The organism is Paenibacillus sp. GCM10023252, assembly GCF_042653305.1.
Classification (GTDB): domain Bacteria; phylum Bacillota; class Bacilli; order Paenibacillales; family Paenibacillaceae; genus Pristimantibacillus.
On the sequence record NZ_JBHSHW010000009.1, the window covers coordinates 50,470 to 70,871 of the forward strand.

The following is a 20,402-nucleotide window of genomic DNA, read 5'->3' on the forward strand; positions in this document are numbered from 1 at the left end:
GCATCTGCGCATTGCAGCCATCTATTCCTATGCAGTATGATAGGCACATACTGGATAAGGAGTGACGCTTCAATGCCTGACAACGTTAAGCTGAACAAGCCGCAAGCGATTATATTCGATATGGATGGAACCTTGTTCGAGACAGATACGCTGCTCATAGGAGTGCATGAGAGGCTGTTCCAGACACTTCGAGCAGAGGGGCTCTATCATTCGCCTACACCACCCGTTGAGCGATTGCTCGGCTGTCTGGGCATGGTGCTCGAAGATATATGGCGGCAAGTGATGCCGGACGGCTCAGAGGAAGCTCGCGCTAGAGCGGACGAGCTGCTGCTGCAATACGAGCTGGAAGGGCTGGAGAACGGAGAGGGCGAGCTGTACCCGCATGTTGCCCAGACCCTTACCGCTCTTAAGGAGCATGGGGTGAAGTTGTTCGTAGCGAGCAACGGTCTTGAGCACTACGTGAAGGGAGTAGCTCAGCACAAGGGTATCTCCCCCTTGTTCGACGGCCTGTACAGCGCAGGGGAGTATGGGACGGTTAGCAAGGTGAACCTCGTGCAGCGTCTGCTTAAGGATCATCATATTGAGCAAGCCTGGATGGTGGGCGACCGTTCCTCCGATGTGGAGGCAGGCAAGGAGAATGGTCTTGCTGTTATCGGCTGCGCGTATGCTGTCTATGGGCGAGCGGCTGAGCTAGACGGTGCGGATGTCCTGCTCTCCGACTTCCGTGAGCTGCTCAGCTTGTACGAACGTTCGGTAAGGTAGTGAATGATTAGCAGCCTTCTCTTGGACTACACCATAGAAGACCTCTTCCCCTAAGTGGAGGAAGAGGTCTTCTTCTTATCCTTGCGCTTCATCTTCTGTTCATACATCCATAAGGCATATTCAAGTGGGCGCAGAATGGCATTATTATAGGTATCCAGCTCCCCGGCTTGAGCGAATACTTCCCTAGCTGGCTTAGGGTTCACCTCAAGCAGCCAGATATGACCGGTCCGGTCAATGGCCAGGTCGAGCGCGAGCTCGCATAATCGGCCATACGCCTGCTCCAGGCAGGCTGCTACACCGATCCCCAGCTGTTCCGCCTCCTCCTTAACAGCCTTCACCTTATCCGCATCGCCAATCCACTTGCCCAGCAACTCATCCATCGAGGAAGCCTTGCCTCCGCCATGAAGGTTCGAAGTGACGCTGCCCGCTGCACCGATACGGCCTGCGCAGCCTGTCAGCTGCCACTTACCTTCTCCATTCTTCTGCACGAGCATTCGATAATCATGCACGCGTCCGCTCGGGAGCTTGAGCTGAATGCCTTGCTGAATAATATAGCGGGCGCCCTTCAGATTCCAAGTGGATAGATGAGCAGAGAGAGAAGCGGCCGGAACTTGCCGCGGCTTAATGATCTTACGTGATTGATCTCTGCCCTGAAGCAGCAGCTTGCCGTCTTGCCTCCGTTCAATGCGCAGTATCCCTCTCCCGCCCGTACCGTTAATGGGCTTCAAGTAGAGGAGCGGGTACTTGCGAAGCATCTCGGTCACATCCGCCATGCTATCGTATATTCTCGTAGCAGGCAGATAGGACCGGTAGCTGTCCTCCTTGGAGAGTGTGCGATGAACCGTCCACTTATTGCGAAGCGTCCGGTTGAGGAAGGTAAGGTGACCGTATTGCGAGCGGAACTGCTTCAGCTGCTCGAAGCGTGGGGAGCGCTGGATGCGGCAGCGGTCATAGATCATATGGGGGAAGGAGGTCCATTTCCTAGACCACTTCCGCTCTATAGGGTCATAGATCATCGCATGAATGCGATTCTCCTTGTAGTTGACATCCTGAGGGGTGAAGACGAATAGATCAAGTCCCAGTTTTTTGCCGGCGAGCGTCATTTTCTGATAGATACTTCTCTCCTCTAGCAAGCCGTCATTATTCAAGTATAGTGTGAGGATGCCTAGGACGGGCCGCGTCATGAACATTGCTCCTTTCGAATCGAAGCGTCGGCTTACCGGTTGGCCCGGTATGCATGGCTACAGCAACCATCTCCGCACCGAAGCAGGCGGCGATGCTTGGCGTATTGTCAATTGCCACATGGCAGACGAGGCGTCCTCCCCAGTGCTCCGCCATTCTTGTGAGGAGGGCGCGCGCTATGCCTTGGCCCCTCGCTTCAGGATGAACAGCGAGCATGCAAGCTCCCTCTCCTTCGTCCTCAGCGAAGCTAAGACCGACTAATCGCCGCTCCTGTCTCGCTAGAAGAATGATAGAGCGGCTAGGCCGCAGGGGCTCCGCCGTCTCTGGAAGAAGCGATGCGGCCTGCACCTGCTGGAAGGCATCGAGGGCATGAACGGTTAGCCGCTTATCCCCGAAGCTGCGGGCACAGCCTACAAGTCTCTTGCGCAGGCTAAGCCACTGTTCCGGGGTAAGCTGCTGAATGATCATCGCACTATGCTCCTCCTGCCTGCTCGGCATTTTTTTGCGTGAGGAATAGTCCGTAATGGAATATTCGTTCCAGCGATTTTTTGCGAATATGCGGTTCATCGAACTTCATTGGCTTGGAGTTGGCTTCGAAGAACCAGATGTTGCCGCTGCTATCGATGCCAAGATCCATGGACATCTCCCCGAGTATGGCTCCGCTTCCCCGTTCAATCTGCTTCGCAATGAGCAGTGCCGTATTTTTCGTCCGAATGAGAATTCTGCGCGCTAGATCAGCGTCGAAGGAGGAGATGAGCAGCTTCTCCGGATCCTCAATGCTGCCGCCCCGCGGCACATGGGTAGTAATGCTGGATGAGCCGGCAACTCTTGCACCTATTCCGGTAATATCCCACTGGCCTCTGCCATTCTTCTGAACAAGCGCCCTCAGGTCGAATCTGCGCTCGTTGAAGGCCGCCAGGACGATCCCTTGCTGAGCTATATAAGCTTCGCCTGCTGTCTGCTTCTGAATGCGAGTCCACAGCTTCGACAGGCTCGAGCATTTGTACGTAGCGCTTTTTTTGTCTTCCTGTATCTTAAGGCGATAGGGGAGTTCCTTCTCCCCGTTCACCCGAATCGTCATTATGCCATTGCCGGCCTTGCCGCTCTCCGGCTTCAAGTAGAGATAAGGATGTGTCCGAAGCATGCGCCCTAGACCGACCTGCGACACGAGCTTGCGTGTGCAGGGAATGAACGGCTTCGTCGTGTGCGCTGTCTTGAGCCATTCGAACAGATGCCACTTATTGAAGAAGGATGGGTTGAAAAGCTTCACCCGTGAGCTCTTCGCACACGCGGCCAGCTTCTTCCTCACGGACGGGAGAAGCTCATCCTCGCGCTGCGGAATTCGATTATAGATAATGTCAGGGAAGGGGAAGAGCTGCAGCTTCCAGCTCTGTGACTCCTCCTCATAGGCGAAGCCGCGAAGCTGGCTGCGCGTTAGATACAGATTCTTCACTGTTAGTACGTAGACGATGAAGCCCATGCTCTGGCCCATCAAGATTAGGTCCGCGAAGTTGCTTCGGTTGCCCCGGAACAGCTGCACCTCATCTTCAATGGTGAGAATGGCGAGAACAGGGCGTCTGGCGGTAAGATCCAAGCGGCTGTATTCCTCGAGGATTACGCTCTCCATCAGCTGTCCCCTCCTTGGAATCGACTCAGGTACAGGCAGTGCTCCAGAATGTACCCGAGGGATGCACGGCCTTCCCCCTTGAGCGAAGGATGCTTGAAGATGGAGCGGCCAGGCTTGGCGTTGGCTTCGAACATCCATACTTCACCTTCCTTGTCGATGCCTAGATCGAGGCCTAATTCGCCAAGACGATGAGGATAGTTGCGTTCAATCGCCTCGCTCAGCTTCACGGCGACCCTTTTGGCCTTCTCGAGCACCTCGTCTGCTTGCGCTCCGAACGTTCTGCTCAGTGCATAGCCCGGCGTCATTAGGGATCCGCCGTTTTTCACATGTGTTGTCACGCTTCCGCGGCCAGCCTTTTTGGCGCCTATGCCGGCAGCAACCCATTCGTTTTTACCATTCTTATGCATATGGAAGCGGAAGTCCAGCGGACAGCTGTCTATCTCTGCGAGGCGAATGCCTTGCTGAACGACATAATGGCTGAGCGAGCTGCCATGCCTGCCTTGCAGCATCCGCATGAGGCTCTGGAAGTTCGTGAACCTTAGGAGGACATTGCTGGTGCCTTTGCGATAGCGGGCGAAATATCCCTTCTTCGGATGATACGTGAGCCGGTAGATGCCAATGCCCAGACTGCCTGCAGTCGGCTTGAAGTACAGGAATTGATGCTTCTCCAGCAGCTCCTTGATCTTGTCAGAGGTAGGACCGGATACCGATTCGGGCAAGTGCTGCAGCGCTTCCGGGTCGTTGTCTAACAGCTTATACACATCAGCTTTATTGAAGAAACTCCAGTTGAAGAACGGAATCTTACGGCGGACGAACCGTTCTCTTAAGGAATTAATAGGATTCGAGGTCTCTGCCTTGCGGCTAGGCAGGCGATTATAGACAACATCCGGCAGAGAGGTAACCTTGCGATACCATCCGCCCTGAGCGTTCAGGAAGTATCCGTTCACCGTCTCCTGCTGCCAATTAATATCGCTCGGGGTGAAGGCGAACAGGTAGGCCTTCTTCTCACCGGTGCGAATAAGCTCCTTAATGAACCCCGTTCTCGTACCGAAGGGGCTGACGGAGGAGCGGACTGCTGCATCGCTTAGAATGCCGATGAGAGGTCCTAGCTGTAGTTCATTATCACTGCCGCTATGCAAGTAGACGTTCCCTGTCTTAGGGACGCGAATGTTCTGTCTGAGGCCTGCGGACAGATAGAGATGATTGCCCTGCCGCTTGATCGTCTTCAGCGGTGCTTGAACAACTTCGCCGCCCAGCTTCACTTGGACAGATTTCTTGCCTGAGAGCTTAAGCAGCCTAATGAGCGGACTTGAGATATAGATAACCTTGTCAGTTTGTTGCGAGAAATGCACGTTGCAAGTTGTCAAACTCATGGATGAACCTCCTGAACGTTGTCCGATGATGTTGGGTTCTCATTGGCGTCACGGCTGGATTGGCGGATGGACGGAAGTGGGAAGATAGGCGTTTCTCGGGTGGCTGCTAGTCTTCTGGACAGCAGCCTCGCATAACGCAGCGGCCTCTCCAGCGACTCCTTCTGAATATCAGGCTGCAGGCGGAAGCAGGCTCTGCCTGGCTTGGAATTCGCTTCGATCAGCCAGAGCCTGCCGCTGGGCTCGATTCCGAAGTCCAGACCGAACTCTGCATATCGGCCAAAAGCACCTTCCAGCCGCTCTGCTGCGAGCTCGCTGATGACTCCAATCTGCTGCAGCAGCTCTTCCGCTTGCCTCGCTCCATATAAGCTGGCAAGACAGCCTGCTGCGTCAGAAGAGTCGCCACCTCCATGCAGGTTAGAGGTTACAGAGCCAGTCGCACCTGTTCGGACGGCTGTTCCGGTCATTTGCCATCTGCCTTTATCGTCTTTTTGCACGAGAGCTCTCACATCGAACGGCTTGCGATCTGTGCCCGTGAGCTCTAGATAAGGTTGAATCAGATACTTGGTATTGCCGATGAATCGGACTATCCATGCCTCGCAAGCGGTCTGGTCGCTGAACTTCATCTCGAAGGGACGATTCCTCCTCGTTCGCCCGGCAAGCTTCCATTGCTGCTCGTAGGGCAAGTAAGACAGGTGGATGACTCCCTTGCCTTGCATACCTGAGGACGGCTTGAGGAACAGCTGCTGTTCCTTGCATAATACGCATGCGCGAAGAAGTGTGTCATACCTCTGTGTCTGAGGAAGATAAGGGCTGAGCTGGACATCATCCTTCCATGCCACATAGACATCCCACTTGCTCGGCAGCTCTCCGCTTAACATGAGATGCGGCTTGCGGGTGTGCAGGGCTCGGAGCACGGCGCGGCATCGCATCCGCTCTACATTATTCTTATAGAAGCAGCGATCATAGATAAGATCAGGCAGAGCCGACAGCTCTCGCTTCCATACCCCGCCCTGCAAGCGATAGCTGTAGAACTTCCCCCCGCTAAGCTCTTCGGGTGAGAACAGGAACAGCAGGATGCCCATGGAAGCAGCGGCCTTGCTCAAGGAGCGGCAGAAGCTGTCCTCCGGCACAGATGGAACCGAATCAGGGGAGGCGCTGCTTCCAGGTATACGAGTGACATAGATGCCTAGCTGAAGGAGTAGGGGATACATGGCTGCCTCCCTTAGAAGCCCGATAGGAATCGGGAATATTGAATCATCATGCGGACAGAGGGTCTAATCTTGTTGTCTGTCAGCGGAGTATTATCGTTCTTGGAGGGCTTGGAATTCACCTCAAGCAGCCAGACCCGGCCGTGGACGTCGATGGCAAGATCAATGCCGAGCTCTCCGAAGTGTGCGGGGATATGGGTGTCCACTCCTCTTGCAATATCCAGAGCAGCCTGCTGGAGCTTGCCGGCGGTATCCTGCCTGCTGCTGCTTGCGGCAAGATTGGACTTCGCGAGAGCTTCCTTGACCGTGCTGAGCGTGCCGCCTCGAGCCAGATTGGATACGAAGTGCTGGGAGCCGGCAGTCCGGGCGACGATGGAAGTGATCGTCCACGTCCCGCTCGTATTTTTTTGGACCAGTGCTCTGAAGTCAACCGGCCGCTTCCCAATCTCAATTAGCTGAAGCCCCTGCTGTACCTGATACTTGACCGTCTTCATCTTGGCAGAGATCGTGGAGAACAGCTTCATGAGCGTTGCGTATTGCTGCCGCCGAGTCCCCCCTGCGGTTGTGAACAGAGCGAGATAGCTTCCTGTCTCGAGCTTCGTTATGCGAATAATTCCTTTGCCCAGACTGCCTCTAACCGGCTTAAGGAATACATTGCTGTACTTGGAGCACATGGACTTGAGCATGGTGTAATTCCTCAGCAGATGGGACTCCGGCAAGTACTTCGTTAGAGAGGAGTCGTGCTTAAGCGCATCGAACACCTCGGTCTTATCCAGGAATTTCTCATTGAATACATTCGTTTCATGCCTGGATTTTACTTCTCTTATGAAATGTTGTACGCTGGGTTTATTCTCCAGCTTACGGGATGTCAGCCGGTTATTAATGACATCGGCGACAGGAACCGTTGTACGGCGCCAGCTGCCCGTATAGACCCAGCCCTCTACCGTATTCAGGCTGCTGCCGATCTGATTGGGTGTGAAGAAGTATACATACGCCCCTTGGGCGCTGCATGCATCCACCAGCTCCTTACAGAACATGGTGATAGAGCCGAACGGCTTCTCCGGAAGATGTGGATAGTCACGGGAGATCAGGACACCGATCAATGGCCCGAGCGCGAGCGTAGCAGCAGACGATTTATAGCCGATGCGCAGCACTGCACCGCCATGTATCCCCATTTGCCTAGCTAAGCTCTGGCTGATTCTCATGCCCTCATAGCGAGGGGCAGGAATGATCTTAACATTCTGGCGGAAAGCGCCGAACTTCAGCACTACGGGCTGCCCTTGCGGTATTTTCCATTGCTTCATATGCGACTCGCCAAGCATGAGCGCATCGTCAGCCAGCATGCCGGAGCTAATCACCTGTACGGCTACTTTCGATTTGAGCATCGTAAATCTCCTTCCAAGCAGGAGGATGACAGGAAGTGGGAAGAGGCCTTGGGTGTTTTACACGAATTACTTCATCATATGAGGACATCTATCCCTTGGTGATTGACGCCCATGTTTTTCACAGAACCCTTGGCTTAGTGTGTTCTCAGGCGTATGATAGGAATATAAGCAGGAAGCAAGCATCTCAACGATTGTGGAGGAGAGATAACCTATGAATGTCTATGACAAGGCTTACGAACTGGCCAAGTCGCTGAGAGAATGCGAGGAAGCGATCGTCCTTAAGGCTGCGAAGCAAGCGGCTGAGGCAGATAGCGAAGCGAAGCGGATGCTGAGTGACTTCCGTGACCGGCAGAGTATGCTGCAGCAGAAGATGATGGCCGGGGAAGAGCCTTCGGAGAGCGACATGGATACGATGAACAAGCTGTATGAGGTCATCTCTCTCCATCCGCTGGTCGGAAGCCTGCTGGAAGCAGAGCGCAGATTCGCTGTTGTATTCGAGGACGTGAATCGTATTATGGGCGATGTGCTTAAGTCTATTATTGATTAGTTAATGTGCCTAATAACGATAAGGTTGAGGTGAACGAATTGAGTACTGAGTACGAAGTAATAGTAAGGATACCAACTCTAGCAGAATATCGAAGACTCTGTGATTCGGTTGGTTGGACAAGCTATATGAATTATGAGGTTGCAGAGGAATCGCTGAGTCGATCCTTATTTGGTGTTGTTATCCAACATAAGGATGACATCATTGGTATGGGCAGAGTCATTGGCGATGGACAGATCTATTTCTACGTGCAAGACGTAGCTGTGCATCCGGATCATCAGAATAGAGGAATTGGCAAGTTAATCTTGACGGAGATCACCAATTATTTGAAGGTTCATGCACCGGAAAAAGCGTTTATTGGATTGTTCGCCGCGCAAGGAAAAGAAACCTTCTACGAACAATATGGATTCCACCACCATGAAGGAATGACAGGCATGTTCGGTGTCGTTCATAACGGCGAAATAATGTGATTAACAGGCAGACTTCAGCATAACCGGTAAGCTCCAAGCATAGGCTGTACAAGTGAGGGACAACCCTCGGCTTGCGATGCCTGAAGGAGCGGATGCCATTATGAAGTCGAGAACATTCATTCACCTATTGTATACAGCAGCGGCACTGACATTGCTCACCTATGCTTGGCCCAACCTGCAGTTCACGCTTCCTTGGACGGCGGCCAGCGCCTTCGCCTGGGTATGGACTGCCTTGGCTGCCTTGTTCTTAATCGCACAGCTTCATACCTTATTCTTCATGAATGATCAGAAGCGGGCGGAGCTGGCGAGAGTGAAGCGTGCGAAGGCTGCGCTGTGGGAGCAGAGGCTGCTACGGTCCCATAAGCCAGCAGCGAAGAGAGCTCAAGGGACTTGAATCTTAAGGAACGTTATAACGGTGATAATAATAACGGACCTCTAGGCATGATGCCCAGAGGTCCGTTATTGCGTGCGTATTATTCCATCTCCTTGAATTGAACGAGATGCTTCACGAATCGATAGACAGATTCCTTCTCCCTCATCGTTAGTCCACTTAGCTGATGGGCTATCTTATCCTCATATCCCGAGTCCTGCTGAGCGGAGGAGCCTGGCGCAGCAACAAGCTGCTCTAAGGGAACGCCAAGAGCCGAAGCAATCTTGCTCAGCACATCAACGGTCGGACTCTTCTCGCCCCGCTCAACTTGGCCCATGTACGAGGCATTAATATCGGCTCGCAGCGCCAGCTGTTCCTGGCTGAAGCCGCTTCCTTTGCGAAGCTTGCGTATATTCTCTCCAATAGTTCGGGCAATCTGGCTCATGTCATTGTCACCTCAACTTAACGATAGAATACTGCTATTCCTGCAACAACCTTCTATGGATAGTATTTATTTTAATGACTATAGACAATAATTAGGATTGACTGTTTGTATCCACTTCAATATAATCAATGTAAAAAGATGGTTTATACCTGCAAGAAGTTCCATATAAGGTTGTTCGACAAGGAGAATCGCGAATGATTGATGAATTCGAATTCTATAGAAGAGTTCATACGGTATATCATCGAGTGCCGTTCTATGTGAACTTCACTTACCGTTATCGGTATAAGGTTGAAGAGACTGCCAAAGCGTTCGGAAACTTCTCTTGTCAGGTCAACCCTCAGAATCAAGAAGTAAACTATACGATTAATATGAAGTCGGTGCCAATCTCCAGGCCTTACAGCAAGCGGGGCAGCTTCATCTTCCGTCACGAATATGCAGAGATTCGGACTCAGCCGCTCCATATTGAGAATCTTCCCATCTATCAAGCTACTTATCCGCTTCCTATCGACTATGACTGGAAGTCCTTCATAGATTCCGGTGCGGTGAAGATTATTAATCGTCAATCGCTGCAGCCTCTCTTCGACCAGTACAGGTTCCGAGACGCGGATGGCGAGGAGATTAACGCCAGGCTTAGAATAACGAAGGTGCTGCTTGATTGGTAGCGATCAGCAGATGCATAGCTCCAAGGAGCTATGACTTCATCCAAGAGATCCCCTATAATAGAATGACTACGACAATAACGGGGGCAAGCAGAGATGGACACGGTGAACGGCGGCGATACGACGACGAAGCATGAGCTCATACTAGGCCATATCCAGACGCTGCCTATAGGCACAAGAATATCTGTTCGGGCTGTGGCTAAGGAACTGGGAGTGAGTGAAGGAACCGCATATAAGGCTATTAAGGAGGCCGAGGCTGCCGGACTAGTATCCACGAAGGAGCGAATCGGCACTGTCCGTATTGACCGCAAGCGGAGGGAATCGCTCGATCAGCTCACCTTCAAGGAGGTGTCTGACATTGTAGAGGGTCAAGTGTTCGGAGGAGCATCTGGGCTGGACAAGCCGCTGCACAAGTTCGTCATCGGCGCCATGGAGCTTGAGGCGATGCTGCGCTACATTGATCAAGGCAGTCTGCTCATTGTAGGTAACCGGATATCGGCGCATCGTTGTGCCCTTGAGCAAGGAGCAGGAGTGCTCATAACGGGCGGATTCGAGCCAACCGCGGAAGTTCAGCGTCTTGCCGATGAGCAAGGTCTGCCGATTCTAACCTCCAGGCATGATACGTTCACCGTAGCATCGATGATTAACCGGGCCATGTATGATCGTCTCATCAAGCGCAAGATTATGTTAATTGAAGACATCGTCACCTTCAGCCGTCCTGCTGATGTACTCCGCATAGGCAATTCAATTGGCGAATACAGAACCTTATCGTTAGACACCGGGCAGACACGCTTCCCTGTTCTAGACGAGCGTAGCCGTGTCATCGGTATGATGACGGCGAAGGATGCAGCGGGAGCAGCTGGCGAAGTTCTAATCGACAAGCTCATGACGAGACATCCGATTACGGCAGCGCCGAATATTACGGTTACGTCCGCCGCCCATACGATGGCTGCAGAGGGCATCGATCTGCTGCCGGTCGTTGACCGGCATCGCAAGCTGCTTGGAGTCATTACAAGGCAGGAAGTACTGGATGCTATGCGCTTCGCGGGCAAGCAGCCCGAGTCAGGAGAGACGTTCGACGATCTCATGTGGTCGGGCTTCATGGAAGAGAAGCCAGAGCGTCAAGAAGACGCACTCAGCTTGACTTATACCGGAGTGGTGACGCCGCAGATGTCAGGTTCACTCGGCATGGTATCCGAAGGCATACTCGTCACCTTGATGACACAGGCCGGCCGGCGGATGGTACGAGAGCTCGGGAAGAGAGATTACATCCTCGAGAGTATGACGACTTACTTCGTAAGGCCTGTCCAGATCGACAGCGAGATCACGATAACTCCCAGAGCCCTTGAGCTGAGCAGGAAGTCTACGAAGCTGGAGATTGAGCTTCGCGGCCAGGATGGGCTGGCCGTGAAGGCGATGATGACGGCGCAGATGATGGATGCCTACTAACGGCACTGAAGGGATAACCCGCGCTGGGTTATCCCTTCAGTGTACGATAATGGCTTAAGTTGCGCAGGCCTGCGAATATATTGAATACCCCCAGTACGAGGAATAGGGACCCCATCACGATGCGCAGCGTCGACTCATTCGATAGGAACAGTTGAATGGCTGCCATGAAGAGCAGCATCGTTCCCATACTGACATTCATCCTAGCGCTGTACAGCCCTCTAGCTCGAGGGTCCTGCGATCGTCTCGCGCGAAGGGAGTGGATGACCGTGAACAGCAACGCTATGATCATTCCGGGTGCAAGCACGAAGGAGATTAAGTTAGACATCATACTATTGTGCAGCTCCTTATATTAGATTGTCCTCATTGTAGCATGAATTGCGAGCGGACAATACCTTCATGGCGAAGCCGCTACGGTAACGCTTCAGTCACACTTCAATAACACCTCAGTCACACCTCAGTCACACCTCAGAGATTAGCCAGGAGGGCGCTGGTATTCCCGTACCTTCACCCAGACATGGAGCACATTGTCGACGACAAGCATCGTCTTCACTTCAACCGTGTAGCTCTTCTCCAGCACATCCTCATACACCTTCCTGTCGAGCAGGATACGGGCGAACTTCGCATTGGAATCGATCTCGTAGATGCTGCTCCCTATGAATACGTTCAGATCTCCCTTAATTCTCTTCATTAACTCGGCTTGCCTCACTTGGCTAAGCTCCAGCCTCTCCGCCTTCGGTCCCGACTCAGACTCAATGCGGGGGAGGATGCTCTTAATGACCGTATGCTTGTTCTTGAACTGGGTGAGGTATCTGATATCTTCTTCATTCTGTATGAGCTGCATCTCTTGTCCAATATTCGTATTGAGCAGAGCATCGAACTGGGCCTGGAACAGTGTGTTGTAGATAATCGCTCCAATAATCATGCCCAGCAGCAACACTCCAACCATCTGCATCATCCGCACATACCGGTAGAAGGGAGGAATTCGCATCGTCTCTTATGCCGCTCCCTTGCATATGAGCCTGACCAGTTCAGTAGCAAGATGGGCTCCGAGGAAGGCGATAATAATATAACAGATTTGTTGGAAGGCTGGAGATAGATGACCGAGGTTAATGTTGCTCTCAATGACACGCACCGGGTCGATGGAGCCGCCGATGGCTGCTACGATGGCCCATATTTTCAACCGGTCAGCTGTATCGAGCATCATCGCCGTCGGCGGAAGCATCATGAAGATCGATCCGATGCCTGCCAGCATCGCGCCGCCCAGCACCACGCCGAATGCAGTGAAGAAGTCCAGCCCTGCCTTCGTTAAGAAGTAATTCATTCCAATCACCTGCCTCTTATTAGAATCCGGCTTGTCCTTCGCTTCTACTAGTCTATGGGGGTCAAGGGATGGAATATGATAGCAAAGTTCAGCACTCATCCTGGGCTCCTTCGGGAATAGGTGTTCGCATGCGGCCGGATTGTGGTACACTAGGGGCATAGCGCTTGTTAGCGGTGGAGGTTGGTTGGAATGAGCGAAGGAAGACAGAACGAACCATTCGTGCATCTGCACGTTCATAGTGAATATAGCTTGCTTGACGGAGCGGCCCGCATTCGCGATCTCGTGAAGCGCGCCGCTCAGCTTGGCATGAAGTCGCTCGCCTTGACGGATCATGGCGTCATGTATGGGGCGATTCCGTTCTACCGGCTATGCATAGAGCATGGAGTGAAGCCGATTATCGGCTGCGAGATGTATATAACCGCAGGCTCACGCTTCGAGAAGGGCGCCCGCAAGGATCAACCGACCTACCATCTGATCCTGCTCGCCAAGAATGAGACGGGCTACCGCAATCTCATGAAGCTGTGCTCCATCGGACATCTCGAAGGGTTCCATTACAAGCCTCGTATTGATATGGAAGTGCTTGCCGAGCATCGGGAAGGACTGATCTGCCTGAGCTCCTGCTTGAAGGGAGAAGTGTCGCAGCATCTGCTCCATGACAAGCCGGAGGAAGCGAAGGCGGCGGCCCTTCGTTACCAGGCGATCTTCGGTGAAGACTACTTCCTGGAGCTGCAGGACCACGGCATGCTGGAGCAGAAGAAGGTTGCCAAGGCTATGATTGAGTTGTCCCGCGACACAGGCATCGCGCTCGCTGCAACGAATGATGTGCACTATCTGCAGGAGGAAGATGCAGCTGTCCAGGATATTCTGCTGTGTATTGGCACTGGCAAGACGACCCAAGATGAAGACCGGCTGAAGATGATGACCAATCAGCTGTATCTGAAGACAGAGGAAGAGATGTCCGCGTTGTTCCGCCATGTCCCGGAAGCGGTTCGCAACACCGCGCTTATTGCGGAGAGGTGCAGCCTTGAGCTAACGCTCGGCCGAGCGGCACTGCCCGTATTCCGGCCTGTGCCAGGCGGGATGAGCTCCGCGGATTACCTGGCTGCTCTATGTTCAGACGGGCTGGCTGCAAGGTACGCGGGGCTGCCGGAGTGGGCAGAGGACCTCGCTTATAGACAGAGAGCCGAGGATCGGCTAGCTTATGAATTGTCCGTCATTGAGAAGATGGGCTTCAGCGATTATTTCCTCATCGTGTGGGACTTCATTCGATTCGCCCATGAGCGAGGCATTCGGACCGGTCCTGGACGGGGCTCCTCTGCAGGCAGCTTGGTTGCTTATACGCTAAGAATTACCGATGTGGATCCGCTGAAGTACAAGCTGCTGTTCGAGCGATTCCTCAATCCCGAGAGGATATCGATGCCGGATATCGATATCGACTTCAATGATGAACGACGGGATGAAGTAATTGCATACGTTGGAGCGAAGTATGGGGAAGACCATGTTGCTCAGATTATTACATTCGGGACGATGGCCGCGAAGGCAGCGCTTCGCGATGTGGGAAGGGCGATGAACGTGCCCTATGCCGAGGTTGATCGTGCGGCGAAGCTTATTCCCGCCCAGCTTGGCATTACGCTTGCGGGGGCGCTGTCACAGAGTCAGGAGCTTAGGGACGCTTGTGAACGCCAGCCCAAGACTGGTGCGATGATGAAGATGGCACTGAAGGTGGAGGGTATGCCTCGCCATGCCTCTACTCATGCCGCAGGAGTCGTCATCTCGGAAGAGCCGTTGACGCATTATGTCCCTCTGCAGGCTGGTGGGGAGCGCAGCGCGCTAACCCAATATCCTATGGAGAGCTTGGAAGCAGTCGGACTGCTCAAGATGGACTTCCTCGGCCTGCGTACGTTATCAATCCTGGAGCGTACGCTTCAATGGGTGAAGGTACAGCATGGACGGGACATCGACTTCCGTACGATTCCAGATCATGATGAGGAGACCTACCGGATGCTTGGCAGGGGGGACACGACGGGCATCTTCCAGCTGGAGTCCTCCGGCATGCGCCGTGTGCTCCGTGACCTGAAGCCGACGGAGTTCGAGGATATCGTATCAGTATTGGCCCTGTACCGACCAGGTCCTATGGAATTCATCTCGAAGTATATCGGCGGCAAGCATGGACAGCTTGCGGTAGAGTATCCGCACCCTGCTCTGGAGCCTATCCTGAGTGACACCTACGGCATTATCGTCTATCAAGAGCAGATTATGCAGATTGCGTCGACGATGGCGGGCTTCTCTCTTGGGGAAGCCGACCTGCTCCGCAGGGCCGTGTCGAAGAAGAAGCGTGAAGTGCTGGACAAGGAGCGGGAGCACTTCGTCCACGGATCATTAGGGCAAGGCTTCACAGCCGAAGAGGCGAATCATGTATATGATATGATCGTACGATTCGCTGACTACGGCTTCCCGCGCGCCCATGCTGCTGCCTATGGAGTATTAGCCTTCCAGACCGCCTGGCTGAAGACTCATTACCCGGTTCCCTTCATGGCTTCCATGCTCGCTTCAGTCGTAGGCAATCAGCGCAAGACGGCCGAGTATGTAGATGAATGCCGGAGAATGGGCATCGCCGTCCAGCCACCTGATGTGAATGAGAGCGAGGTGTCGTTCGCTCCCAAGGAGGGCGGCGTACGCTTCGGACTAGCTGCGGTCAAGAATGTCGGCACCCATGCGATCGAGGCGCTGCTGAAGGAGAGGCAGGAAGGACTGTTCGTCAGTCTCCTGGACTTGTGCCGCAGGGTAGACTTAAGAGTCGTGAACAAGCGGGTGCTGGAGTCGCTGATACAGGCAGGGGCGCTGGATTCCTTGCCCGGCCATCGCGCTCAGCAGCTCGGCGCGCTCGAGGAGACCGTGGAAGCCGCCCTCAGATGGCGCAAGGAGCGGGAGGAGCTGCAGATCGAGCTGTTCGGCTTCGACGAGGTGCAGAACTGGGATGTAGAGCTGCCGGAGATTATGCCGTTCACCACTACCCAAGTGCTTGATCTCGAGCGGGAGCTGCTCGGCCTCTACCTGTCCGGCCATCCTCTGGATGCGGCAGCTCCGGAGCTTGAGTCGCTGCAGCTGGACCGGCTGGTGGAGCTGGCTGAGGCGCCGGACGGGACAGTTGCTATACTAGGCGTCATGATCGTATCCCTGAAGCCATTCACGAGCAAGAAGGGGGATGCGATGGGCTTCCTTGAAGTCGAGGACCGCATTATACGAGTTGAGGCCGTGGTGTTCCCGTCCACCTGGCGGCGATGCCAGGATAAGATTGAGAAGGGCGGCCTGGCGATCATCCAGGCCACCGTCCAGCAAGGGGACGACGACTTCAAGCTCATTGTCGAAGACGTTGTCCCTATAGGCCGCACGGACCTTGACCTGCCCGGGCAGGTCCGGCGGCTGCAGCGCCAAGCGCACGCGCGCGCAGCCCGCGGCGCAGCCGCGAAGCCTGCGGCTGGGCCCGCCGGCCCCGCGAAGCGGGCCGGCCTGGCGCAGCCGCAGGCAGGGCCTGCCGTGCCAGCGGCGAAGCCGGCACGGCCCGGCCCCGGGGCAGCGCCGCCTGCGGCTGCGGCGGCGCCGGGCAAGGCACCCGCTGAGCGGAAGCGGCAGCGGGTGTACATCAAGATCGCGGCGGCGCGGGAGCAGCCGGCCGCGCTCGCCAGACTGAAGGCGCTGCTCGCCGAACATCCGGGGCCGCTTGGCACCGTTCTGTTCTACGAGCGCGAGCAACGGACGCTGGCGCTGAGCGACAGCTTCAACGTGAAGCCATCGCCGCAGCTATTCTCGGCGATTGAGCAGCTGTTCGGCAGCGGCTCAGCCGCCGTGAAGTAACGCTGCCGAGCCCAGCTCTTCAGCACTAGGGCTCCGCGCCAAGCGACAGAGCTCTGAAGTACTGGATTCCAGCACTAGAGTCTCCGCTCTGAGCGCCGCGAATTGCTGCTGTCCTGGTCCCAGCACCAGAGCTCCCCATCGCCGCGTCAGGTAGCCTCATTGTTGAATTACCAGACGCTATAGAATGCTAACTTAGCAACTGTCACCTATGGTGAAGTTTCAACAGAATAGATGCTAGCGGAACCAACAGCCCTTATTCGGCCATCTGGGCATCATTTTCGAGGCTAACGGAACTAATAGCCTTATTGGGCAAACGATGAAGGTAAAATCCACTTTTACAGGTAAATAAGGGCTTGCAGTTCCGCTAGACCTCCAAATTAAGCAGTTTTCGGTTCAAATAAGGTCTCTGAGTTCCGTCCCGACATAAGCGATCGAAGCGTCAAACATTAACCTTGATTCATATGCTACTATTTTCTAACTAAGGCCCGCGCCAAGCGTCACGCACTGTTGAAATGCCGGATCCCAGCACCAGAAGCCGCGCGCCAAGCGCCAGACGCACCAAGCGCCACGTACTGCCGCGCGAAGCGCCAGACGCGCCAAGCGTCATGTACTGCCGCGCCAAGCGCCAGACGCGCCAAGCGTCATGTACTGCCGCATCAATCGCCACGCACTGCCGCGCGAAGCGCCAGACGCGCCAAGCGTCATGTACTGCCGCGCCAAGCGCCATGCACTACCGCACGAATCGCCAGACGCGCCAAGCGCCACGCACTACCGCGCCAAGCGCCAGACGCGCCCAGCCCAGCGCCGGCGGCTTCCCCAGTGCTGCTCCTGACCTAGGCTTGTCAAGTTCGTATGCACATTCTAAGGAATGGCCGCATACACTTGGTGATACAAGCAGATTCGGCATACGCGCCGCCCTAAGGCAGCGCCTGCCGCTGCAGCCTGCTCGCCAGGCGGATCAGGAGGGGAAGCTTATGACATCTGGCATCGAGAACTGGCTCATGAAGCGCGGCGTCAAGGTAGAGGATATAGCAGAGATCGTGTATACGCTGCAGAGACCCTATAATGGGGACTTGACTATTGAGGAATGCTTGGACAGTGTGCGGACGGTGCTAGGCAAGCGGGAAGTTCAATATGTATTGTATACGGGGATAGCGCTTGATGAGCTGGCGGAGCGAAGACTGCTTCCCGAACCACTGCAGGCCATTATGGAGAATGATGAATCGTTGTACGGGGTAGATGAGACGCTGGCGCTCGGCATTACGCATGTGTATGGGATGATAGGCCTGACTTCCTTCGGCTATCTGGACAAGGTCAAGCCGGGCATTATTAAGCAGCTTAACCTGAAGGGCGAGAGGATTCATGTGTTCCTGGATGACCTCGTTGCTGGCGTGGCTGCGGCTGCATCGGCTCGCATTGCTCATCAGGACCCTAAGGCTATCCGGTATGATTTGCCCGATTCCCCATGACTATGGTATCATTATGACATCATATGGCCTGTTACCGAGAGTTTAGGGGGTACCATTTTCATGTGGACGGTCATTTATATCGCTCCATCAGCGAGATTCGCGGAGAGCATTAAGAAGCGCCTAACCGAGGAAGGCTTCCTGGTGAAGATTCGAGCGGTTAATCTCTCCAAACAACAATATGAGATATTAGTTCCGTCCGGTGAACTGGAAGAGATACAGGAAGTGTTCAATTCCATTATTCAATCCTGAGGAACAGCCCCATACTATTGCGCCCTTGAGAGGTGTCACACGTGCAGATTAAGGACTTATTTTACAAGAAGAAGTACGCTACCATTCCTTCAGCATCCCAAGATCGTCCGAAGCGGGACATTCCTGAGGGACTGATGAATAAGTGCTCCAAATGCGGCACCATTCAGTACAGCAAAGAATTGGATAAGAACCTGAAGGTGTGCTCGTCATGCGGCCATCATTTCCGATTAAGTGCGTGGGAACGGATCGGAATGACGCTCGATGACGGGCGTTTGTATGAGTACGACGCCGATCTGGAATCCGAAGATCCGCTGACCTTCCCAGGCTATGCGAATAAGCTGGAGCAGCAGAAGAAGAATTCCGGACTTCGCGATGCCGTTATTACCGGTGAAGGCACGATTGGCGGGTACCCTGTCGTTGTTGCGGTTATGAGCTTCGACTTCTTCAGCGGGAGCATGGGCTCCGTCGTTGGGGAGAAGATAACAAGAGCAATCGAAGCAGCAATGGCGAAGAGCTTGCCTATTCTTATTTTCTCTACTTCGGGCGGCGCCCGGATGCAAGAGAGCATACTAAGCTTAATGCAGATGGCGAAGACAAGCGCAGCACTTGCTAAGTTCCAAGGCGGAGGCGGTTTGTTTATTTCCGTGTTCACCGACCCCACGATGGGCGGTGTATCGGCTTCATTCGCGAGTCTCGGAGATTATAACTTGGCCGAGCCTGGTGCTGTAGTGGGCTTCGCTGGCCGCATCGTTATTGAACAGACCATCCGGCAGAAGCTTCCGGACAACTTCCAGACGGCTGAGTTCAATCTTCAGCATGGACAGCTGGATAAGGTCGTTCACCGCAAGGATATGAAGCCGACACTGACTAAGCTGCTTGATATGCATACCGTAAGGGAGGGATTGTCCCATGGCGGGTGAGCTGCCCTTTGAGAAACCGCTGCACGATATGCGCAGCAAGATTACAGAGCTGAAGAAGATTGCCGAGGAGAAGGGTATTGACTTCACGGAGGAGATTCTTCGGCTTGAAGAGCGCTGTAAGCAGCTTCAGGAAGAGCTGTACAGCGAGCTGACCCCAGCCCAGAGAATGCATGTGGCACGCCATCACAGCAGGCCAACCTCATTAGACTTCATCGGAGCGGTATTCACCGATTTCCTTGAGCTTCATGGAGACCGGTTGTTTGCCGATGATCTGGCTATAGTGGGTGGTCTTGCGAAGCTGAACGGCGTGCCCGTCACCGTTATCGGGCATCAGCGAGGCAAGGATACGAGAGATAACATCGCTCGGTTCTTCGGCAGTCCGCATCCAGAGGGATTCCGCAAGGCGCTTCGGCTAATGCAGCAAGCTGACAAGTTCAACCGTCCGATCGTTACCTTCATTGATACCAAGGGTGCTTATCCCGGGGATACCGCGGAGAAGCGCGGTCAATCGGAGGCGATCGCCCGCAATCTAAGGGAGATGGCCGGATTCGGCGTGCCGATCATCTGCGTCGTTATCGGTGAAGGCGGTAGCGGAGGTGCACTTGCGCTTGGTGTGGGCAATCGTGTTCTCATGCTGGAGAATGCCATCTATTCGGTCATCTCTCCCAATGGAGCAGCCTCCATTCTATGGAAGGATGCTTCGAAGGCAGACCTTGCTGCAGAAGCTATGAAAATTACGGCAAAAGATCTGCTGGAATTCGGTGTGATTGAAGATATCATTCCCGAACCGCAAGGCGGAGCACATCGTGATATGGCGATGCAAGCTGAGCATATTAAGGAAGCGATATGGCGGCACCTTGAGCCGCTCATGAACATGACATCGGAAGAGCTGATTCAGGACCGTTATGATAAATTCCGGAAGATTGGCGAGTTCCGTACCGCTCATGTCGAGCCTAAGATGGAAGAAGCCGAGCTGCAGCCTGCTGCAGTTCCAGCTGATTCCGAGCCAGTCTCAGAACCTGCACAGAAAGAAGTTACGCAGCCAGCACAAGCTTAGGATGGACAAGCCCAGCCTCTAAGCGAATCAATAAGGGTGTATGATGAGTAAGTATGA

General features: G+C 54.1%; 21 protein-coding genes. 11 read left to right on the forward strand and 10 right to left on the reverse strand.

The features are described 5' to 3' along the window. Positions 1 to 72: 72 nt before the first annotated feature. Positions 73 to 762 carry an HAD family hydrolase gene (locus ACFO9Q_RS06185; RefSeq protein ID WP_379179809.1) on the forward strand — a complete coding sequence of 230 codons (690 nt, stop codon included), beginning with the start codon at positions 73 to 75 and terminating at the stop codon, positions 760 to 762. A gap of 50 nt (positions 763 to 812) precedes the next feature. On the opposite strand, the gene ACFO9Q_RS06190 is transcribed toward ACFO9Q_RS06185, so the two are convergent. Genes ACFO9Q_RS06190 through ACFO9Q_RS06215 form a run of 6 tightly spaced genes read right to left on the reverse strand, consistent with a single transcriptional unit; the run spans position 813 to position 7,537 of the window. Next, entirely contained in the window at positions 813 to 1,946 is a 1,134-nt protein-coding gene (locus ACFO9Q_RS06190; RefSeq protein ID WP_379179812.1) for a YheC/YheD family protein, read from the reverse strand. Continuing rightward, the gene (locus ACFO9Q_RS06195) at positions 1,903 to 2,412 is read right to left on the reverse strand and encodes a GNAT family N-acetyltransferase (RefSeq protein ID WP_379179814.1); all 510 of its coding nucleotides are present in this window, start codon (positions 2,410 to 2,412) and stop codon (positions 1,903 to 1,905) included. The genes ACFO9Q_RS06190 and ACFO9Q_RS06195 overlap by 44 nt, the downstream gene beginning before the upstream one ends. A 4-nt stretch (positions 2,413 to 2,416) precedes the next feature. Next, positions 2,417 to 3,571 (reverse strand): YheC/YheD family protein, encoded by a 1,155-nt coding sequence (locus ACFO9Q_RS06200; RefSeq protein WP_379179816.1) that lies wholly within the window; start codon positions 3,569 to 3,571, stop codon positions 2,417 to 2,419. Next, positions 3,571 to 4,944 (reverse strand): YheC/YheD family protein, encoded by a 1,374-nt coding sequence (locus ACFO9Q_RS06205; protein ID WP_379179818.1) that lies wholly within the window; start codon positions 4,942 to 4,944, stop codon positions 3,571 to 3,573. Before ACFO9Q_RS06205 ends, ACFO9Q_RS06200 begins: the two co-directional genes overlap by 1 nt. Beyond that, positions 4,941 to 6,155 (reverse strand): YheC/YheD family protein, encoded by a 1,215-nt coding sequence (locus ACFO9Q_RS06210; RefSeq protein ID WP_379179820.1) that lies wholly within the window; start codon positions 6,153 to 6,155, stop codon positions 4,941 to 4,943. Before ACFO9Q_RS06210 ends, ACFO9Q_RS06205 begins: the two co-directional genes overlap by 4 nt. Before the next feature lie 11 nt (positions 6,156 to 6,166). Then, a complete protein-coding gene (locus ACFO9Q_RS06215; protein WP_379179822.1) occupies positions 6,167 to 7,537 on the reverse strand; it encodes a YheC/YheD family protein in 1,371 nt (456 codons plus the stop codon). A 211-nt stretch (positions 7,538 to 7,748) separates the two neighbouring features. On the opposite strand from ACFO9Q_RS06215, the gene ACFO9Q_RS06220 reads away from it, so the two are divergent. The 3 genes from ACFO9Q_RS06220 to ACFO9Q_RS06230 all read left to right on the forward strand — a co-directional run bounded on the left by ACFO9Q_RS06220 (position 7,749) and on the right by ACFO9Q_RS06230 (position 8,945). Then, positions 7,749 to 8,084, forward strand: coding sequence for a YlbF family regulator (locus ACFO9Q_RS06220; RefSeq protein WP_379179824.1), 336 nt, complete (start codon positions 7,749 to 7,751; stop codon positions 8,082 to 8,084). 38 nt (positions 8,085 to 8,122) lie between these two features. Further along, positions 8,123 to 8,551, forward strand: coding sequence for a GNAT family N-acetyltransferase (locus ACFO9Q_RS06225; RefSeq protein WP_379179826.1), 429 nt, complete (start codon positions 8,123 to 8,125; stop codon positions 8,549 to 8,551). Positions 8,552 to 8,651: 100 nt separating this feature from the next. Further along, positions 8,652 to 8,945, forward strand: a complete 294-nt coding sequence (locus ACFO9Q_RS06230; RefSeq protein WP_379179828.1) for a hypothetical protein — start codon at positions 8,652 to 8,654, stop codon at positions 8,943 to 8,945. A 79-nt stretch (positions 8,946 to 9,024) separates the two neighbouring features. On the opposite strand, the gene ACFO9Q_RS06235 is transcribed toward ACFO9Q_RS06230, so the two are convergent. Beyond that, positions 9,025 to 9,366, reverse strand: a complete 342-nt coding sequence (locus ACFO9Q_RS06235; protein WP_379179830.1) for a helix-turn-helix domain-containing protein — start codon at positions 9,364 to 9,366, stop codon at positions 9,025 to 9,027. Between the two features lie 194 nt (positions 9,367 to 9,560). Here ACFO9Q_RS06235 and ACFO9Q_RS06240 point away from each other — a divergent pair, with 194 nt between their 5' ends. Continuing rightward, positions 9,561 to 10,028 (forward strand): hypothetical protein, encoded by a 468-nt coding sequence (locus tag ACFO9Q_RS06240; protein WP_379179832.1) that lies wholly within the window; start codon positions 9,561 to 9,563, stop codon positions 10,026 to 10,028. Between the two features lie 93 nt (positions 10,029 to 10,121). Next, complete coding sequence (locus ACFO9Q_RS06245) at positions 10,122 to 11,474, forward strand: DRTGG domain-containing protein (RefSeq protein ID WP_379179834.1); 1,353 nt, start codon at positions 10,122 to 10,124, stop codon at positions 11,472 to 11,474. 28 nt (positions 11,475 to 11,502) lie between these two features. On the opposite strand, the gene ACFO9Q_RS06250 is transcribed toward ACFO9Q_RS06245, so the two are convergent. The 3 genes from ACFO9Q_RS06250 to ACFO9Q_RS06260 all read right to left on the reverse strand — a co-directional run bounded on the left by ACFO9Q_RS06250 (position 11,503) and on the right by ACFO9Q_RS06260 (position 12,894). Further along, positions 11,503 to 11,802, reverse strand: a complete 300-nt coding sequence (locus ACFO9Q_RS06250; RefSeq protein ID WP_379179836.1) for a YtpI family protein — start codon at positions 11,800 to 11,802, stop codon at positions 11,503 to 11,505. Positions 11,803 to 11,946: 144 nt separating this feature from the next. Beyond that, positions 11,947 to 12,462, reverse strand: coding sequence for a hypothetical protein (locus ACFO9Q_RS06255; protein WP_379179838.1), 516 nt, complete (start codon positions 12,460 to 12,462; stop codon positions 11,947 to 11,949). A 6-nt stretch (positions 12,463 to 12,468) separates the two neighbouring features. Then, complete coding sequence (locus ACFO9Q_RS06260; protein ID WP_379179840.1) at positions 12,469 to 12,894, reverse strand: YtrH family sporulation protein; 426 nt, start codon at positions 12,892 to 12,894, stop codon at positions 12,469 to 12,471. A gap of 90 nt (positions 12,895 to 12,984) precedes the next feature. Here ACFO9Q_RS06260 and ACFO9Q_RS06265 point away from each other — a divergent pair, with 90 nt between their 5' ends. From ACFO9Q_RS06265 to ACFO9Q_RS06285, 5 genes are all read left to right on the forward strand, one after another. Beyond that, complete coding sequence (locus tag ACFO9Q_RS06265) at positions 12,985 to 16,650, forward strand: DNA polymerase III subunit alpha (RefSeq protein WP_379179842.1); 3,666 nt, start codon at positions 12,985 to 12,987, stop codon at positions 16,648 to 16,650. A 974-nt stretch (positions 16,651 to 17,624) separates the two neighbouring features. Continuing rightward, entirely contained in the window at positions 17,625 to 18,119 is a 495-nt protein-coding gene (locus tag ACFO9Q_RS06270; protein WP_379180598.1) for a phosphatidylglycerophosphatase A, read from the forward strand. Positions 18,120 to 18,179: 60 nt separating this feature from the next. Then, a complete protein-coding gene (locus tag ACFO9Q_RS06275; protein WP_379179844.1) occupies positions 18,180 to 18,368 on the forward strand; it encodes a glutamate decarboxylase in 189 nt (62 codons plus the stop codon). A 41-nt stretch (positions 18,369 to 18,409) separates the two neighbouring features. Next, a complete protein-coding gene (accD, locus tag ACFO9Q_RS06280) occupies positions 18,410 to 19,288 on the forward strand; it encodes an acetyl-CoA carboxylase, carboxyltransferase subunit beta (protein WP_379179846.1) in 879 nt (292 codons plus the stop codon). Beyond that, entirely contained in the window at positions 19,278 to 20,345 is a 1,068-nt protein-coding gene (locus tag ACFO9Q_RS06285; RefSeq protein WP_379179848.1) for an acetyl-CoA carboxylase carboxyltransferase subunit alpha, read from the forward strand. Before accD ends, ACFO9Q_RS06285 begins: the two co-directional genes overlap by 11 nt. Positions 20,346 to 20,402 lie beyond the last annotated feature (57 nt).

Bases quoted from the DNA above. Each gene is read 5' to 3' on its own strand.
- ACFO9Q_RS06185 (WP_379179809.1), top strand. From the start codon at position 73: ATGCCTGACAACGTTAAGCTGAACAAGCCGCAAGCGATTATATTCGAT.
- ACFO9Q_RS06190 (WP_379179812.1), bottom strand. From the start codon at position 1,946: ATGACGCGGCCCGTCCTAGGCATCCTCACACTATACTTGAATAATGAC.
- ACFO9Q_RS06195 (WP_379179814.1), bottom strand. From the start codon at position 2,412: ATGATCATTCAGCAGCTTACCCCGGAACAGTGGCTTAGCCTGCGCAAG.
- ACFO9Q_RS06200 (WP_379179816.1), bottom strand. From the start codon at position 3,571: ATGGAGAGCGTAATCCTCGAGGAATACAGCCGCTTGGATCTTACCGCC.
- ACFO9Q_RS06205 (WP_379179818.1), bottom strand. From the start codon at position 4,944: ATGAGTTTGACAACTTGCAACGTGCATTTCTCGCAACAAACTGACAAG.
- ACFO9Q_RS06210 (WP_379179820.1), bottom strand. From the start codon at position 6,155: ATGTATCCCCTACTCCTTCAGCTAGGCATCTATGTCACTCGTATACCT.
- ACFO9Q_RS06215 (WP_379179822.1), bottom strand. From the start codon at position 7,537: ATGCTCAAATCGAAAGTAGCCGTACAGGTGATTAGCTCCGGCATGCTG.
- ACFO9Q_RS06220 (WP_379179824.1), top strand. From the start codon at position 7,749: ATGAATGTCTATGACAAGGCTTACGAACTGGCCAAGTCGCTGAGAGAA.
- ACFO9Q_RS06230 (WP_379179828.1), top strand. From the start codon at position 8,652: ATGAAGTCGAGAACATTCATTCACCTATTGTATACAGCAGCGGCACTG.
- ACFO9Q_RS06235 (WP_379179830.1), bottom strand. From the start codon at position 9,366: ATGAGCCAGATTGCCCGAACTATTGGAGAGAATATACGCAAGCTTCGC.
- ACFO9Q_RS06240 (WP_379179832.1), top strand. From the start codon at position 9,561: ATGATTGATGAATTCGAATTCTATAGAAGAGTTCATACGGTATATCAT.
- ACFO9Q_RS06245 (WP_379179834.1), top strand. From the start codon at position 10,122: ATGGACACGGTGAACGGCGGCGATACGACGACGAAGCATGAGCTCATA.
- ACFO9Q_RS06250 (WP_379179836.1), bottom strand. From the start codon at position 11,802: ATGATGTCTAACTTAATCTCCTTCGTGCTTGCACCCGGAATGATCATA.
- ACFO9Q_RS06255 (WP_379179838.1), bottom strand. From the start codon at position 12,462: ATGCGAATTCCTCCCTTCTACCGGTATGTGCGGATGATGCAGATGGTT.
- ACFO9Q_RS06260 (WP_379179840.1), bottom strand. From the start codon at position 12,894: ATGAGTGCTGAACTTTGCTATCATATTCCATCCCTTGACCCCCATAGA.
- ACFO9Q_RS06265 (WP_379179842.1), top strand. From the start codon at position 12,985: ATGAGCGAAGGAAGACAGAACGAACCATTCGTGCATCTGCACGTTCAT.
- ACFO9Q_RS06270 (WP_379180598.1), top strand. From the start codon at position 17,625: ATGACATCTGGCATCGAGAACTGGCTCATGAAGCGCGGCGTCAAGGTA.
- ACFO9Q_RS06275 (WP_379179844.1), top strand. From the start codon at position 18,180: ATGTGGACGGTCATTTATATCGCTCCATCAGCGAGATTCGCGGAGAGC.
- ACFO9Q_RS06285 (WP_379179848.1), top strand. From the start codon at position 19,278: ATGGCGGGTGAGCTGCCCTTTGAGAAACCGCTGCACGATATGCGCAGC.